This is a genomic window from Paenisporosarcina sp. (genome assembly GCF_049671445.1).
In the GTDB taxonomy this organism is placed as follows: Bacteria; Bacillota; Bacilli; order Bacillales_A; family Planococcaceae; genus Paenisporosarcina.
In genome coordinates this window covers 1-15,438 of the sequence record NZ_JBATUX010000063.1, presented here as the reverse complement: position 1 = coordinate 15,438, position 15,438 = coordinate 1, and the positions used below count along the sequence as shown (strand labels likewise).

Below are 15,438 nucleotides of genomic sequence, written 5' to 3'. Positions count from 1 at the left end.
TTAAATTATTTTCGACAAGAATAACCGAAGAAGTAACAGAAAAGAAAGAAACAATGCTTCAAAATATGAAAGCGGGCATTACCTATGTAAAACAACATCGCATTTTGATCGTTATCGTATGGGTAGCTCTTGTTATCAACTTTTTCTTCGGAGCATTTACTGTGGGCTATGCCTTTATTCTTGTAGATGGGTTGAAAGTGCAATCCACCCATTTTGGCATAACAGAAGGATCACTTGCCGTTGGTATGCTCGTTACTTCCATTTTTTTAGCTACACGGAAGGAAGTTAAGTTTCCTCTAGTTGTTGTGAAAAGAGGTATTTTAACTATGGGAGCATTAATGGGTTTAGCCACTTTTCCATTACTTATCCAGTTACCATACACGTCAGTTGTGATTTTTTATATCGTACTTATGTTTACATTTGGTGTGAGCATAATTTTCGTTAACACGCCAATCGGTGTAATGATGCAAAAACGCATTGATGAAGAATATCGAGGTCGCGTATTTGGACTACTTGAAACCATGTCAATGTCATTAATGCCTCTAGCTATGGTGCTTTTCGGATTCCTGTATGATGTCGTTCAAGCTCAATATGTCCTATTAGGTTCTAGTATTGTTTTATTAATAGCTGTCATCTACATGCTTCGTCCAACCATTATGAAACAAGCACATCCAGAGCTTGAGGACAAAGAAATTGTAAAAGAGCCAGTTAAAGTAGTGCCATCATAAAAAAAGCACGGATCTGTCATTTCTAATGTTAGTTGATAAACACAATGTAAATACAATCGAGAGTACATTTGGCAAATGCACGAACAAAAATATGGTTTTACTTAGCTTTATATAAATTAAAGGGAATCGTCTCCCTTTCCGCGGACGAACAGGCAAGCCTCCTCACTCGTGCCTCGCTGTGGGGTCTTGCCAGCCCGTTATTCCGCAGGAAGGGCAAATTGTAAATTGCCTTTAATCTTTGCGACAAAGCTAGCGACGCGATGCAGGAGCACATGTTTTCTTTTTGAACCGATTCCCTTATTACCTATGCAATGCAATGTACAGAGATTTTCGATCATTTGATTGGAGTGAAGGGTGGCGACTCCAGCGGGAAAAGCGTGTCCAGGTGAGACCCCGCAGTCGCTTGCGACGAGGAGGCTCACGGACCGCCCGCGGAAAGCGTCCGCCTGTAACGGAAATCAACAGTATAGTTTAGCAGTGCCATAAAAATAAAAGAGCTCATTTGTGTCAAGTAACCGTAAGATTGAGAAACGTCAGACCAACGCAATGTACGGAAATCAACCATTTAATTTAACCGAGTCATAAGAAAAAAATCCAGCTCCTCACATTATGAGGGAGCTGGATTTTCAGTTTTTAATGATTGAGTAGATTTACGGAACAATACAATCAAACTAATTGAAGCGAGAGCAACGATCGAAGAAAGAACATAGACGTTGTCCGGTTGAACGGTGAAAATCCAAGTAAACAGTAGAGGACCAATGATCCGTCCCATATTGTCCATTGAATACGTCATTCCGGCTGCAGTGCCGAACATTCCACCAGATTCTTTCGTTGTTAATGAAACCAGCACTGTTCGAGCAAGTGCGTTACCGGCCGTAAATACGCTAAGTGCGAATCCTGCCCATAGTAAGCTTCCTGTAAATAGCAATAACACTAGACCAATCGCGGTTACAACTTGTGCTGCCATAATCCATTTTGTTTCTTGACCATTCTTTACTCGACGAACAACTCCGCCTTGGATAACCGCATCAACGAGCCCACTTGCCATAAACAAGTAACCAAGTTGAAGGGGAGTGATAGAGATTTTATTGATTTGGAATAGTTGGAATGTAGCCTCTAAGCCAGCAAGTAAAAAAGTTACCATAAATGAAAACATGAACAAATAGCGAATGCGGTACTGCCATAGTGTTGTCGCGCCTTTTGGCAATAATGCACGTTTTCGGGCCTCTTTTCTAGCTTCAGGCTCTTTCAAAATAATAGTAGCGTATACCACTAAGAGAAGTGTCAGTAAAGCTGAAGCGATAAACGGAAGCTGCAAATTTATGCCTCCAAGAATGCCGCCAATTGCGGGACCAAAAATAAATCCGAGTCCGATCGACATACCAAGCAAGCCCATGTACTTATTGCGTTCCTCTTCAGTTGTCATATCAGCAACGAAACCTGTGACAGCTGTATACAATGCGCCAGAGAAAATACCTCCGACGATTCTCGAAACATATAACATAGGAAGAACCTCAATAAAACCGGCAAAAATAATAAAACTCATACTGAATCCTATTAAACCTATGAGAATCAGCTTTTTTCTACCTGTACGATCTGATAATGCACCCCATAGTGGAGCTGTAAAGAAGGAAGCAAGTGCATAAATCGTCAATAATCCACCTACGTGAATCTCACTATATCCCTGATCTAAAATGACTTCTGGCAAAATCGGAATAATGATTCCGAAACCCAGATATACAAAGAATTGCACAGACATTAATAACAAAATGGCTTTCTTCATTCTGTAAGAACCCGCTTTCTTAACCGATACATATGGTTCATTTTACTCGGAAATAACTATTCAAACAACAACAAGTAAGAAAAAAGAAACACACTCTATAGGAAATGACCTAAAGAGTGTGTTTCAAGTGTATTTTATTTAACTCGTTGTAAGCGTAGAGCATTCAAAACAACAGACACGGAACTAAATGCCATTGCTGCGCCTGCTACCCATGGGGCTAATAGTCCTGCAGCGGCGATCGGAATTCCAATCGAGTTGTAAGCTAAAGCCCAAAATAAGTTTTGTTTGATGTTGCGAACTGTCAACCGACTCATTTTTATTGTGTCAGGTATACGTAATAAATCTCCTTGCATTAATGTAACATCCGCAGCTTCCATTGCTACAGCGGTTCCAGTACCCATAGCGATTCCGATATCGGCGACGACCAGAGCAGGGGCGTCATTGATTCCGTCACCTACCATAGCAACTTTACGTCCTTCACTCTGCAATGCAGTAATTACATCAGCTTTCTTCGTTGGCAATACACCCGCAACAACGTTGTCAATTCCGACTTGTCGTGCAATTGCTTGTGCTGTAGCTTCTTGATCACCAGTTAACATAACAACATGAATGCCCATTTGATGTAACTTGGAGATCGCTTCTTTTGAAGAGTCTTTTACTTGATCGGCAATCGCAATAGTTGCTACGTGAACTTGATTTACTGCCATAAACATGACCGTTTTTCCGTCTTTTTCAAACGCATCAGCAACATCCAGTACACTGTCTAATTTGATATTCCGGTCAAAAAGCAACTTACGGGTCCCCATGATTACGTCTTTCGAGTCAACAGTACTCGAAATACCATGGCCAGGAATAGCTTCAAAAGAAGAACTGTCTTGAAGTACAAGATTATTATCTTTACCAAAAGCAGTAATCGCATGCGCCACTGGATGTTCAGAGTTATTCTCGGCGGAGGCTGCTAAAAGAATCAAATCTTCACGGTCCTGTTCTTTATGAGCAATAAAATCAGTGACAGAAGGTTTGCCTTTTGTAATGGTTCCAGTTTTATCTAATACAACAGTATCTATCGATTTTGTAATTTCCATTGATTCAGCCGTTTTAAATAAAATGCCAAGCTCGGCTGAACGCCCTGATCCAGCCATTATTGATGTAGGTGTAGCGAGCCCAAGGGCACATGGACAAGCAATGACGAGAACCGCAATTGTACTTTCTAAAGCAGCTGCGAAGTTTCCAATATCCACAATAAAATACCACACTAAAAACGTAATCAAAGCAAGACCTACAACAATAGGTACAAAAATACCTGAAATACGATCGGCCAGTCTTTGTATTGGAGCTTTTGAACCTTGAGCTTCTTCAACTACACGAATGATAGAAGAGAGGACGGTTTCTTTACCAATCTTAGTGGCCGTAATACGTAATGAGCCATTCGTATTAATTGTTGCAGCGAACACTTCATGGTCAGGTCCTTTTTCAATCGGCAGACTTTCACCAGTTAACATCGATTCATCGACTGCCGATGAACCCGAAAGAACGACTCCATCAACCGGGATGGAAGAACCTGGTTTAATGACTAAGATGTCGCCTTTCTGAACCAATTCAGCTGCAATCTCAAGAGTCTGACCATCACGTTCGACAAGAGCGATAGCAGGTTGAAGATTCATCAATTTTTTAATGGCATCTGACGAGTGTCCTTTAGCACGTGCCTCAAATACTTTTCCTAGTAAAATCAATGTGATTAGCACGGCACTTGTTTCGAAGTACAAACCGAGCATATGGCTTTCCCCGTGTTGCAAACTCTCTAATACTAAATAAACACTGTAAAAGTAGGCTGCGGATGTGCCGAGTGCAACCAAAACGTCCATGTTGGCACTCTTATTACGAAGCGCATAATAAGCTCCTTTATAAAACATCCACCCAATCCAGAATTGTACAGGTGTTGCAAGTGCCCACTGAACAAATGGATTCATTAAAATCTCCGGAATATAAATATTTGATGTAAACGTGAAATGTCCGACCATCGCCCAGATAAGTGGAAGAGACAGAATCGCTGAAATCCAAAACAAGCGAGTTTTCTTTTCAATATCAGCTTTTTTATAATCGATTGCTTCAGCTTTTGCATCATCTTTAAATGTTGCATCATAGCCCAAGTCTTGAATTTTTTTCACAATAGCATGTGGCGTCGTATGATTCGGATTATAAGAAACTTTACCGGTTTCTAGTGCTAAATTAATTGTTGCTTGGTTGATGCCACTTAAACGATTTAATCCTTTTTCAATTCGAGTCGAGCAAGCGGCGCAAGTCATGCCTTGAATTCTTAAATCAACTTCTTCATTAAGAACGTCATAACCAAGTGATCGTACTTTATCTTCTAGCTGTTTCGGCTGTATGGTTTTTTCGTCGTATCGAACTTGCGCTTTTTCATTGGCATAGTTAACGGTCGCAGAAGAAACACCTTCCATTTTCTGAAGACCTTTTTCAATACGATTAGCGCAAGCGGCACAAGTCATGCCAGTTATTGAATATTCCTTTTGAGTTTCAGTCATAAGGCTCACTCCTTTCACATACCTTAACGGGGTATGTTTAATTGAAAAAAAAGACTGCGAATACGCAGTCTTTTAATTCCCGATTGTATATCCTTGTTCTTCAATTGTGTTTGTAATTTGTTCAACAACTACAACATCTTTATTAAATTCTACATTCACTATTCCAGAATCTAATTGAACTTCAACTTTATCAACACCTGAAATTGCTGAAACACTATTCTCGATTGATTTAACGCAATGTCCACAAGACATGCCTTCTACTTTTAACGTAACGCGATCTACCATTATAATTTCCTCCTTTTTATTTACGCATTAATTTTTGGACGGTCGTTAGTAATTCGTCTAATACTTCATGTTCACCTGCGGCTAATCGTTCTTTTACACAGCCTTTTAAATGTCCGTCGAGAAGAACTTTGGCCACACTGTTTAATGCTGATTGAGTTGCTGATAATTGGGTAATAATATCATCACAATATACGTCTTTATCTACCATGCCTTTAATGCCTCGAATTTGACCTTCAATTCGATTTAAACGTGTAGTCAAATCTTTTTTTACGGAATCTGGATGATGACTTTTTCGACAAGTCGTAGGATTCAGAGATTCTTCATTTGGTGAAACGTTTGATGCAAATATGGTCATGAATTAGCACCTCCAGATTTTCTATAGTATAAAGTACCTTCAGGGGGTATGTAAAGAGAAGACAATCAGAAAACCCCAAACCTTGAAAAAAGTTTGGGGAGTTCATCACAGATGTCTTGGTTCTGAAATTTCATGCAGTGCTTGTGAAGCTTCGTGAGCCGTTTCACTTGGAACTGATAAATCAGCTAGTGCAACAAAACCAATAAGGGCATCATTTTTAATGACCGGCAAACGGCGTATGCGGTGTTGAGCCATAATTTCTGCCGCTTCTAATGAAGTAGATTCCGGACCGACAGATATAACTTCTTCGGACATAACGTCTTTAACGAGGCGTTGCCCATTTTTAGCTACCGATCTCGTTACGATATCCCGATCAGTAATCATACCAATGACACGAGTTCCTTCAACGACTGGCATACACCCAATATCCAAGGCACGCATGCTTTGAGCAATCTCTGAAATTAAATCAGTTGGGGTACATGTCACGATATCACGTGACATAATGTCTTTAATTTTCATAAAACTCCTCCTTTAATATTGCTTAGTATGATTTACAAATGATTAAAATATGTAACAAAATTGAAAGAATTAAAAGTGGATAAACGTGGTATAGTATGTATATAAGATAAAAAGTCAAATTTTTTAAACGATTTGCTTGAAACTTTTAGTGAAGAAATGCGTTCCTATAAACTAGAGGAAAGATAGAGGTGGATTGTATGACGAAAGAAGTTGATTTGAGAAAAATCGTTTCGAACTTGTCTAAGTTAGGTGTGACAGTTACTCTGACAAAATCTCGTCTCGAAATGTTAAAAGCATTGGCATCACCTGCTCAAAATCCACAATCACAAGGTTGACTCAACAACATAGATCATACATTCGAAACACCTACCATTGAGTAGGTGTTTTTTTGTAGATATTTTAGATGCGAAAACCTGCATGATTAGAATTCGGTAGATACAATAGTCGGTAAGTAATTCCGAGATAATTAGTCCCTAAGAATCATTAAAAAATAAATAATTAGAATTTTCAAATCTCCCGTTGTAATTGTTAAAGTTTTGTAATATGCTCTATTTATGAAAACGATTTCATACACGTTTATTTGGAGGTGTTCCTATAGGAGGGTGAGCGCTTGTATACGATAAAAGATGTTGCCTTGAAGGCTGGTTTGTCACAGGCTACTGTATCAAGAGTGATAAACAACCATCCGTATGTTAGTGGAGATAAGAAGATTGCCGTGAAAAAAGCTATGGAAGAACTTGGATATGTTCCTAATTCTTCTGCTCAACAAATGCGAAATGTTAAAACAAAGAAAATCGCTGTTCTTGTTTCCCGCATTGCCAATCCTTTCTTTAGTCATTTGGTTGATGCAATGGAAAAAAGGGCTGCCACATATGGTTTTCAGTTAATTCTTTGCAACACAAGAATTGATAAGGCAAAGGAGCTTGAGTTTTTTAAGCTTCTCATATCTAAGCAAGTAGATGGCATCATAATGGCTTCAGTTGAAAATCATTGGTCAGTGATTGAGCCTTTTACAAAGTACGGTCCAATCATTTACTGCAATGAATATGATCCTGATGCTAAAGTCACCAGAGTCAGACTAGACCAAATTGAAGGCGGTTACATTGGGACAAAGCACTTACTTGAAAAAGGACATCTTAAAATTGCGTACTGTCAAGGAAATGACAGTAGCGTGTCTGTTAATCGACGTAAAGGTTATTTAAAAGCAATTGAAGAAGCAGGGATTGAACAAGTAAACGAATGGATGTTTCGAGATGTTTTCACGATTGAAGACGGACGAAACATTTTCAGGAGAATTCAACTACTTGCTAACCCACCGACTGCTGTATTCAGCGGAAGTGACGAAGTAGCTGCCGGCATCATCCATGAAGCTAAAAAACATTCATGGCATGTGCCAAATGATCTCGCCGTCGTAGGTTTTGATGACCAGCCCATTGCAGAACTACTCGATCCACAAATCACGACAATCAATCAATTCACCACAGACATTGGCTATCAAACAATGGATGTGATGATAGAAATCATTAACAAAACGAGAGTAAATGATGCACAGGACATATTATTACCTATTCAATTAATCGAACGTCAATCAACATAAAACACTTAGGGGGCTTTATTAATGAAACTTTGGAACAAAAAAGTGGCAGGTGCTACGATTCTTTCGATGAGTATGCTCTTAGCAGCGTGTAACGGATCGGAAAAGGAAACAACGGATACAAAAGATGGTGACACATCTGACAAGAAAGTAGAAATCGTCTATGCAAGTGGTGTGGATGTCACTGGCGCAACGGATAAACTAATTGCAGCATTTGAAGAGAAAAATCCAAATATTACGGTTAAACGACAAGAGATGCCTGCAGATACTGGCGCATCTCACGATCAATACGTAACAACTTTCAGTAGTAAAAGTGCTGAAATAGATGTTTTCGATGCTGATGTTATCTGGCCTGCTGAATTTGCACAAGCTCAATACGCGCTTGAACTAGATCGCTTTATTGAAGCAGACGGTATCAACATGGATGATTATTTCCCTGGTACGGTTCAATCTGGTAACTTCAATGGTCGTCAATACGCAATGCCTAAATACACAGATGCTGGACTTCTTTTCTATAGAAAAGATATCGTTGAAACTCCACCTAAAACATGGGATGAGCTTTTCGATATGGCAAGCGAGTTAAAAGGTAAAGAAGGTACTGAGTTTGGTTACCTAATGCAAGCAAACCAATATGAAGGATTGGTGTGTAATGCGGTTGAATTTATCGCTGCATACGGTGGGCAAGTTGTAGATGAAAACAATGAAGTTGTGGTAAATACTCCTGAAACTGTGGCAGGTATTACGAAAATGGTTGAATTCGTTAACTCTGATTTCGTACCTAGTAATATCTTAAGTTTCCAAGAGACTGAAACAAATAATGCATGGGTTGGTGGTCAATCAGTATTCGCACGTAACTGGCCATACATGCAGTCTACTTCTGAAGATAAAGAAGCTTCTAAAGTTGCAGGAAATGTAGGTTTTGCTGTTCTTCCTTCTGGTGATGGCACGAATGCTGCTACACTTGGTGGTTGGATGAGCATGATTAATCGTTACAGCGAAAACCAAGAAGCTGCTTGGGAATTCGTGAAATTCATGTCTGGCCCTGAAGGTCAAAAAATTAGTGCTGTTGATGGCGGACGTGCACCAACAATCGAAGCACTTTATGATGACGAAGAAGTAAAAGAAGCAGCAGTACTATTCTCAAACGAAGAGTTCGTAGCTACACTTCAAAATGCTGTACCAAGACCAGTATCACCAATTTATCCATTAATCTCAAACATCATGCAAGTTGAGCTTTCAAAAGCACTTGCAAAAGATATCACTCCTGAAGAAGCTGCGAAGAACATGCAAGATAAAATCGTTGCAGCGATGGCAGAGTAATAGAGAAAGCTTTCAGATGGTTAATTAGTAACAATTGAGTCCGAATAATAAGGGGAGGTGGAACGCTCGCCTTCCCTTATATTATTTAATAAGAGGGTGACACAGATGAAGTTTGAGTTGAGTGAAAAACAACTTGGTTATTTAATGGTCGCACCTGCTCTAATACTCGTTATTATGATTACGTTATGGCCGGTTGCTCAATCTTTTTATAACAGTTTGTTCGACTATCGTTTGAATGATCCTTCTCGCTCAGAAAGGTTTGTAAAATCCAATGTTGATTTGGAGCGTTATGCGAACGATTTCTTTTACTTATCCCGAGATCTTGAAGGCTTAGCAGGTCAAGCGCCAAACCCAGAAGCAGCAGAAGCTACAACAAAAATAAGTAATGAGATTAAAGCTTATCATGAAGATATGTTAGCGAAAGATGGTCTGAGTGAACAATATAAAGAAGTTGAAAGTAAACTTGCTTCTTTTACTGCTATTTCAGATGGAGAATTAAAATATGCAAATATCGATAAAGACTTTGCAAGCGACTATAAAGATTTCTTAACGAATGCTGAAGAAGAACTAACGACGCTTTCTCAGAATTCAGAAGATGAAGCTTTTAAAACGGCTACTGCAAATGTTGCAGGATCTATTAATTCGTCTAACCGTGCGATTATTGAATCTAACTTTATTGGTTTGAGTAACTATTCACGTTACCTACAAAGTGAACGTATGTGGAAAGCACTCGGTAACACGTTCTTCTTCACAGTAGCATCAGTTGGGGTAGAGCTTGTTCTAGGATTACTAATCGCCTTACTTATAAATCGAACATTTAAAGGCAGGGGTATCGTTCGGGCATCCGTACTTATTCCTTGGGCGATTCCAACAGCTGTTGCAGCCATGATGTGGGCTTTCTTATACGATGGTCAAACAGGTATTGTTGCACACTATTTTGAACAGTTTGGATTAATTCGAGATGCATCTGTTCTATTGTCAACGGGTACAGGTGGAATGTTCTCAGTTATCTTTGCAGATGTTTGGAAAACAACTCCGTATATGGCTCTTCTATTACTTGCAGGACTTCAAACGATTTCGGGTTCTTTGTATGAAGCAGCTGAAGTTGATGGAGCGAATAAATGGCAACAGTTCTGGAAAATTACATTGCCAATGTTGAAGTCAGCTATTTTAGTAGCTTTATTATTCCGTACTTTAGATGCCTTCCGAGTGTTTGATCTAATCTTCGTTCTTACTGGCGGGGGACCAGCTAACTCGACGGAATCTATTTCAATTTATGCTTACATTACATTATTCTCACAACAAAACTTTGGAGCAGGTTCAGTTCTGTCGGTCATCGTGTTTGCTTGTGTAGCGATTATTTCAACACTATTTATAAAATTCATCGGGTCTGATCTTTTTGCAGGACGATCGAGTCGATAAGGGGGAATCAAGATGAATAAACGTCCAGGCATTTGGTTTTACATATTTCTAGTCGTGTTTGTATTTTTCGTGATGTTCCCTTTCATCTGGGTCTTCCTCACATCGATCAAACCGCCGGGTGAAATTTTTAACAATTTTAAATGGTTTACATCGAATCCATCGCTTGAATCTTATGAAAATGCGTTAACGAATCGTCCTTTAGTACGCTATATGATGAATAGTTTTATCATCTCTAGCTTAACCACTATTATTGCAATTGGATTCGCTTCGATAGCAGCATATGCACTGACTCGACTTCCGATTAGATTTAAAGGGCTGATTTTAGGTGTAATTTTAGCGGCATCCATGTTCCCACAAATCGCGATTATTTCCCCAATCTACAACTTTATTACAGCAGTGGGTCTTCGTAACAGCTATATGGGACTCGTGATTCCTTACATAACCATCAGTTTGCCACTTGCCATCTGGATTCTTGCGACATTCTTCCAAAAGATTCCGTGGGAACTTGAAGAATCAGCAAAACTTGATGGAGCAACACCTTTTCAAACTTTCCGTAAAGTGATATTCCCGCTTGCAGCACCTGGTGTATTTACGACAGGTATTCTTGTATTTATTGCCGCGTGGAATGAATATTTATTTGCATTAACCATCAACACAGAGGATACATGGCGCACCGTGCCAGTTGGAATCTCCTTCTATCAAAGTCAATTTACGATTCCTTGGGGAGATATCTCAGCTGCCACTGTCATTGTGACAATCCCTATTGTTATACTTGTGTTGATTTTCCAAAGAAGAATAGTCGCTGGTTTAACATCCGGTTCAGTCAAAGAATAAAGGAGTGTAATAAATGAAAGTAACAGTATGGAATGAATATCGTCATGAACAACAACATGAAGAGGTCCGAAAAATTTATCCTGAGGGAATCCATCAGGTCTTAGCTTCTGCACTAGGCGAGCAAGGCTTCGATGTGAAAACAGCTACATTAGATGAGCCACAACATGGTTTAACAGATGAGGTATTAAATAATACAGACGTTCTTCTTTGGTGGGGACATCTTGCCCATGATGAAGTAAGCGACGAAATTGTTGAGAAAGTTCAAAAGCGCGTATGGGAAGGTATGGGACTTATAGTTCTGCATTCTGCTCATTTCTCTAAAATCTTCAAAAAATTAATGGGAACTGGTTGCGATTTAAAATGGCGTGAAGCAAATGAGAAAGAACGTCTGTGGGTTGTCGATCCAAGTCATCCAATCGCTGAAGGAATTGGTGAATACATCGAGCTTGAAGAAGAAGAAATGTACGGCGAGCATTTTGATATCCCAGCACCTGACGAGTTAGTTTTCCTAAGCTGGTTCCAAGGTGGAGAAGTGTTCCGAAGTGGAGCAACGTTCAAACGTGGTAACGGCAAGATTTTTTACTTCCGTCCAGGACACGAAACGCACCCTACTTATTACAACAAACAAATTCAAAAAGTTATCGGCAATGCTGTAAAATGGGCAACGCCAACAACAAGAGACTACCCAGTCTATGGAAATGCGAAACCACTAGAAAAGCTTGAAGGCTACAAGGAGGAATAGTGCATTATGGCAAAGTTAAAAATCGGAGTCATCGGTACAGGAAGCATTGCAAAACATCGCCATTTAGTTGAATATGCAGGAAATGATAATGTTGAGATTGTTGCGGTATGTGATATTAATCAATCTAGAGTAGAAGAAGTTGGAGCAAGTTTTGGAGTTGCAAAAACGTACACTGATTTCAATGAATTATTAAAAGAAGACCTTGATGCAGTAAGTGTGTGTACTCCAAATTACTTGCACGCGCCAATTTCAATTGCTGCATTAAATGCGGGCAAACACGTTCTATGCGAAAAGCCAATGGCTACAAGCGAAGAAGAAGCAAATCAAATGATTGAAGCTGCTCAAAAAAGCGGTAAAACATTGATGATTGGACATAACCAACGATTTGTTAAATCTCATCAACTAGCTAAAGAATGGATTGAGTCAGGTAAACTCGGCAAAGTATACAGCTTCAGAACTGCTTTTGGACATCCAGGACCTGAAACATGGAGTGCAGAAGGAAAAGACAGCTGGTTCTTTAAAAAGGATCAAGCCTTCATTGGGGCAATGGGTGACCTTGGTGTTCACAAAACCGATTTAATACGCTATATTTTAGGCGAAGAAATCGTTGAAGTTGCTGCAATGGTTGAAACTAGCGCAAAGAAAAATGCTGACGTAGACGACAATGCCGTACTTATTTTAAAAACACAAAGTGGCATCGTAGGCACGCTTGCTGCAAGCTGGTCATATAACGGAACGGAAGATAATTCAACCGTTATATATGCTGAAAACGGCGTTTTACGTCTAGAAGACGACGAAACTTTTTCAGTTGTATTCCATAAAAGTGACCGCACGAAAGAAGAACTTAACCTTGGACAAATACAATCCAACGATGAAGGTGGTCAAGTCACTTCTGGTGTCATTGACCACTTCGTAGAATCAATCTTGACGGGTAACTCGCCTCTTATTACTGGCGAAGAAGGCAAGAAATCATTGCAAGTTATTTTGGGTGCCATACAATCAAATGAATCGAAACAAATTGTAAAGCTATAGGTGATAAAAATGGGAAAACTAAGAATTGGATTTATAGGAGTGGGAGGAATTGCTGTTTCACGGCATATTCCCTCCTTTTTGACATTAAGCGATCATGTCGAGTTGACTGCTGTATGTGATGTGAATCAAGAGCGGGCAGAGTCGGTGGCAAGTGAATTCTCCATTCCTTTTCACACGTCACAATACACAGAAATTTTTGACCATGTGGATGCTGTTACCATCTGCACACCAAATAAATTCCACGCTGAAATTGCCATTGCAGCCTTCAATGCAGGCAAACACGTGTTATGCGAAAAGCCAATGGCGATGACTACAAAAGAATGCGAGTCGATGATTGAGGCGTCTGAGGCTGCTGGAAAAGTGTTAATGATTGCATACCATTATCGTCATATGAAAGAAGCGCGTGCAGCTAAACGATTTATTAATGAAGGCGAAATTGGACGTCCACTTGTATCTCGAGCACAGGCCATTCGACGACGAAAAGTGCCAGGCTGGGGCGTTTTCACGAATAAAGATCTTCAAGGTGGCGGAAGTTTAATCGATTTTGGCTGTCACTTCCTAGATTTAGCCCTTCATTTAATGGATTTCCCTGAAATTGCAGAAGTCTCAGGTTCTACATACAACGAGTTAAGTAAACAACCAGAGGTAGTGAATCAATGGGGGGTATTTGAACCTTCCACTTTCGAAGTAGATGACCATGCAACAGCCTATATTAAATTCAAAGATGGTGCCACGTTATTATTTGAAACTTCATGGGCTGCTAATCTGGCAGATGACAAAGAATCAGTTAGTATATCAGGTACAATCGGTGGACTTGATGTGTTCCCGTTAGTCATGTATCAATCGAAGTACGGTATGTTATTAGATCAAAAAGCGTACTGGATTTCCGATGAAGATAATCCAGGCATTCCTCAAGCAATGAATTTTATTGAAAGTTGTAGAGGAACTCAAGTACCACTTGTTAAGCCGCAAGAAGCGCTAATTGTTTCCAAAGTCATCGAAGCTATTTATAAGAGTAGCGAAACCGGTAAATCAATTTCGTTCACGTAAGGAGGAAATGGTAATGAGATTAGGCGTATTTACAGTATTATTTGCACAAAAATCATTTGAAGAAATGCTTGATTATGTAAAAGCATCAGGCTTAGACGCAGTTGAGATTGGAACGGGTGGCTATCCAGGTACTGACCATTGTCCAATAGATGAACTGTTAGAGGATGAAGGCAAACGCAATCAATATTTGGATGCTGTTGTCTCTCGCGGATTAACAATCAGTGCATTTAGCTGTCATGGAAACCCAGTTTCTCCAGATCCAACTTTAGCTAAAGATAGCGATGAAGCGTTAAGAAAAAGTATTAAATTGGCTCAGTTAATGGGTGTTCCAGTTGTTAATACATTCTCTGGAACTCCAGGTGCAGACGAAGATGCTAAACATCCAAACTGGCCTGTGGCACCGTGGCCAAATGAATATGGTGATATTTTAACGTGGCAATGGGAGAAAAAATTAATTCCATACTGGAAAGAAATTGCCGAAATCGCGAAACAAGCTAACGTTAAAATTGGTCTTGAATTGCATGGTGGTTTCTCAGTTCATACACCATATACCATGTTAAAACTTCGTGAAGCAACGAACGAATACATTGGTGCCAACCTTGACCCAAGTCACTTATGGTGGCAAGGTATTGATCCTGTTGGGGCCATTAAAATTCTTGGGAAAGAAAATGCCATCCATCATTTCCATGCTAAAGATACATTTATCGACCAAGATAATGTAAATATGTATGGTCTGACTGACATGCAAGCCTACAGCAATATTCGCACGCGTGCATGGAACTTCCGTTCAGTAGGGTGTGGACATTCTGTGCAAGAATGGTCAGACATCATTAGTGCTCTTCGTACGTATGGCTATGATTATGTTGTCAGCATTGAACACGAAGACCCAATTATGAGCATCGAAGAAGGTTTCCAACGAGCAGTGACTAATTTGAAATCAGTGGTGATTAAAGAACAACCAGCTGATATGTGGTGGTTGTAATAGCTACGGTTGATTATTAACCTGAGATGTAAAATGTGGGGAAGTGACGCTGTCACTTCCCCACATTCCTTATATTGGTCAATCTTACGGTAGGATTCAGTCCTTCGTATTCGGAAATCTGTTTTGCGACGAGTAACCGCAGGAGCACCATGTTTTCCCGCCGCCTTCTACTACAATCATTCTAGTGAATAAGTATATGAGATAGCTTTCGATTTAGTGATATGTAGCAAAACAGTGAAGACTCCA

At 39.7% G+C, this 15,438-nt stretch carries 15 protein-coding genes; 10 read left to right on the top strand and 5 right to left on the bottom strand.

Annotated features, from left to right (window positions below):
• Positions 1-728 (top strand): MFS transporter (locus WBG45_RS08190; RefSeq protein WP_424413613.1); only part of this gene is annotated, 728 nt, incomplete at its 5' end.
• 607 nt (positions 729-1,335) lie between these two features.
• Here the strand turns inward: WBG45_RS08190 and WBG45_RS08185 are convergent.
• The 5 genes from WBG45_RS08185 to WBG45_RS08165 form a co-directional block, all read right to left on the bottom strand.
• Complete coding sequence (locus WBG45_RS08185) at positions 1,336-2,511, bottom strand: MFS transporter (protein WP_424413611.1); 1,176 nt, start codon at positions 2,509-2,511, stop codon at positions 1,336-1,338.
• Between the two features lie 134 nt (positions 2,512-2,645).
• The gene (locus tag WBG45_RS08180) at positions 2,646-5,057 is read right to left on the bottom strand and encodes a heavy metal translocating P-type ATPase (protein WP_424413609.1); all 2,412 of its coding nucleotides are present in this window, start codon (positions 5,055-5,057) and stop codon (positions 2,646-2,648) included.
• A gap of 72 nt (positions 5,058-5,129) precedes the next feature.
• Positions 5,130-5,342 carry a copper chaperone CopZ gene (gene copZ / locus WBG45_RS08175; protein ID WP_424413607.1) on the bottom strand — a complete coding sequence of 71 codons (213 nt, stop codon included), beginning with the start codon at positions 5,340-5,342 and terminating at the stop codon, positions 5,130-5,132.
• Positions 5,343-5,358: 16 nt separating this feature from the next.
• The gene (locus tag WBG45_RS08170; protein WP_424413605.1) at positions 5,359-5,697 is read right to left on the bottom strand and encodes a metal-sensitive transcriptional regulator; all 339 of its coding nucleotides are present in this window, start codon (positions 5,695-5,697) and stop codon (positions 5,359-5,361) included.
• Positions 5,698-5,802: 105 nt separating this feature from the next.
• Positions 5,803-6,216, bottom strand: a complete 414-nt coding sequence (locus WBG45_RS08165; protein ID WP_424413604.1) for a CBS domain-containing protein — start codon at positions 6,214-6,216, stop codon at positions 5,803-5,805.
• Between the two features lie 197 nt (positions 6,217-6,413).
• Between WBG45_RS08165 and WBG45_RS08160 the strand changes: the two genes are divergently transcribed.
• From WBG45_RS08160 to WBG45_RS08120, 9 genes are all read left to right on the top strand, one after another.
• On the top strand, positions 6,414-6,551 hold the full coding sequence (locus WBG45_RS08160; protein ID WP_196810304.1) for an Lmo0850 family protein: 138 nt from the start codon (positions 6,414-6,416) through the stop codon (positions 6,549-6,551).
• Between the two features lie 275 nt (positions 6,552-6,826).
• Positions 6,827-7,813 (top strand): LacI family DNA-binding transcriptional regulator, encoded by a 987-nt coding sequence (locus WBG45_RS08155; protein ID WP_424413601.1) that lies wholly within the window; start codon positions 6,827-6,829, stop codon positions 7,811-7,813.
• A 21-nt stretch (positions 7,814-7,834) separates the two neighbouring features.
• Positions 7,835-9,130, top strand: coding sequence for an ABC transporter substrate-binding protein (locus WBG45_RS08150; protein ID WP_424413599.1), 1,296 nt, complete (start codon positions 7,835-7,837; stop codon positions 9,128-9,130).
• A gap of 105 nt (positions 9,131-9,235) precedes the next feature.
• On the top strand, positions 9,236-10,552 hold the full coding sequence (locus WBG45_RS08145) for a carbohydrate ABC transporter permease (protein WP_424413598.1): 1,317 nt from the start codon (positions 9,236-9,238) through the stop codon (positions 10,550-10,552).
• A 12-nt stretch (positions 10,553-10,564) separates the two neighbouring features.
• Positions 10,565-11,386: a carbohydrate ABC transporter permease gene (locus tag WBG45_RS08140; protein ID WP_424413596.1), complete on the top strand. Its 822-nt coding sequence runs from the start codon at positions 10,565-10,567 to the stop codon at positions 11,384-11,386.
• 13 nt (positions 11,387-11,399) lie between these two features.
• Entirely contained in the window at positions 11,400-12,128 is a 729-nt protein-coding gene (locus WBG45_RS08135) for a ThuA domain-containing protein (RefSeq protein ID WP_424413594.1), read from the top strand.
• A gap of 6 nt (positions 12,129-12,134) precedes the next feature.
• Positions 12,135-13,160 carry a Gfo/Idh/MocA family protein gene (locus WBG45_RS08130; RefSeq protein ID WP_424413592.1) on the top strand — a complete coding sequence of 342 codons (1,026 nt, stop codon included), beginning with the start codon at positions 12,135-12,137 and terminating at the stop codon, positions 13,158-13,160.
• A 9-nt stretch (positions 13,161-13,169) separates the two neighbouring features.
• Complete coding sequence (locus WBG45_RS08125; protein WP_424413591.1) at positions 13,170-14,210, top strand: Gfo/Idh/MocA family protein; 1,041 nt, start codon at positions 13,170-13,172, stop codon at positions 14,208-14,210.
• Between the two features lie 13 nt (positions 14,211-14,223).
• Entirely contained in the window at positions 14,224-15,192 is a 969-nt protein-coding gene (locus WBG45_RS08120) for a sugar phosphate isomerase/epimerase family protein (protein ID WP_424413589.1), read from the top strand.
• The last annotated feature ends 246 nt before the right edge of the window (positions 15,193-15,438 follow it).

Excerpts from the sequence above, each read along its gene's own strand:
- WBG45_RS08120 (WP_424413589.1), top strand. The coding sequence starts at position 14,224 with ATGAGATTAGGCGTATTTACAGTATTATTTGCACAAAAATCATTTGAA.
- WBG45_RS08125 (WP_424413591.1), top strand. The coding sequence starts at position 13,170 with ATGGGAAAACTAAGAATTGGATTTATAGGAGTGGGAGGAATTGCTGTT.
- WBG45_RS08165 (WP_424413604.1), bottom strand. The coding sequence starts at position 6,216 with ATGAAAATTAAAGACATTATGTCACGTGATATCGTGACATGTACCCCA.
- copZ (WP_424413607.1), bottom strand. The coding sequence starts at position 5,342 with ATGGTAGATCGCGTTACGTTAAAAGTAGAAGGCATGTCTTGTGGACAT.
- WBG45_RS08185 (WP_424413611.1), bottom strand. The coding sequence starts at position 2,511 with ATGAAGAAAGCCATTTTGTTATTAATGTCTGTGCAATTCTTTGTATAT.
- WBG45_RS08170 (WP_424413605.1), bottom strand. The coding sequence starts at position 5,697 with ATGACCATATTTGCATCAAACGTTTCACCAAATGAAGAATCTCTGAAT.
- WBG45_RS08135 (WP_424413594.1), top strand. The coding sequence starts at position 11,400 with ATGAAAGTAACAGTATGGAATGAATATCGTCATGAACAACAACATGAA.
- WBG45_RS08130 (WP_424413592.1), top strand. The coding sequence starts at position 12,135 with ATGGCAAAGTTAAAAATCGGAGTCATCGGTACAGGAAGCATTGCAAAA.
- WBG45_RS08145 (WP_424413598.1), top strand. The coding sequence starts at position 9,236 with ATGAAGTTTGAGTTGAGTGAAAAACAACTTGGTTATTTAATGGTCGCA.
- WBG45_RS08160 (WP_196810304.1), top strand. The coding sequence starts at position 6,414 with ATGACGAAAGAAGTTGATTTGAGAAAAATCGTTTCGAACTTGTCTAAG.
- WBG45_RS08180 (WP_424413609.1), bottom strand. The coding sequence starts at position 5,057 with ATGACTGAAACTCAAAAGGAATATTCAATAACTGGCATGACTTGTGCC.
- WBG45_RS08140 (WP_424413596.1), top strand. The coding sequence starts at position 10,565 with ATGAATAAACGTCCAGGCATTTGGTTTTACATATTTCTAGTCGTGTTT.
- WBG45_RS08150 (WP_424413599.1), top strand. The coding sequence starts at position 7,835 with ATGAAACTTTGGAACAAAAAAGTGGCAGGTGCTACGATTCTTTCGATG.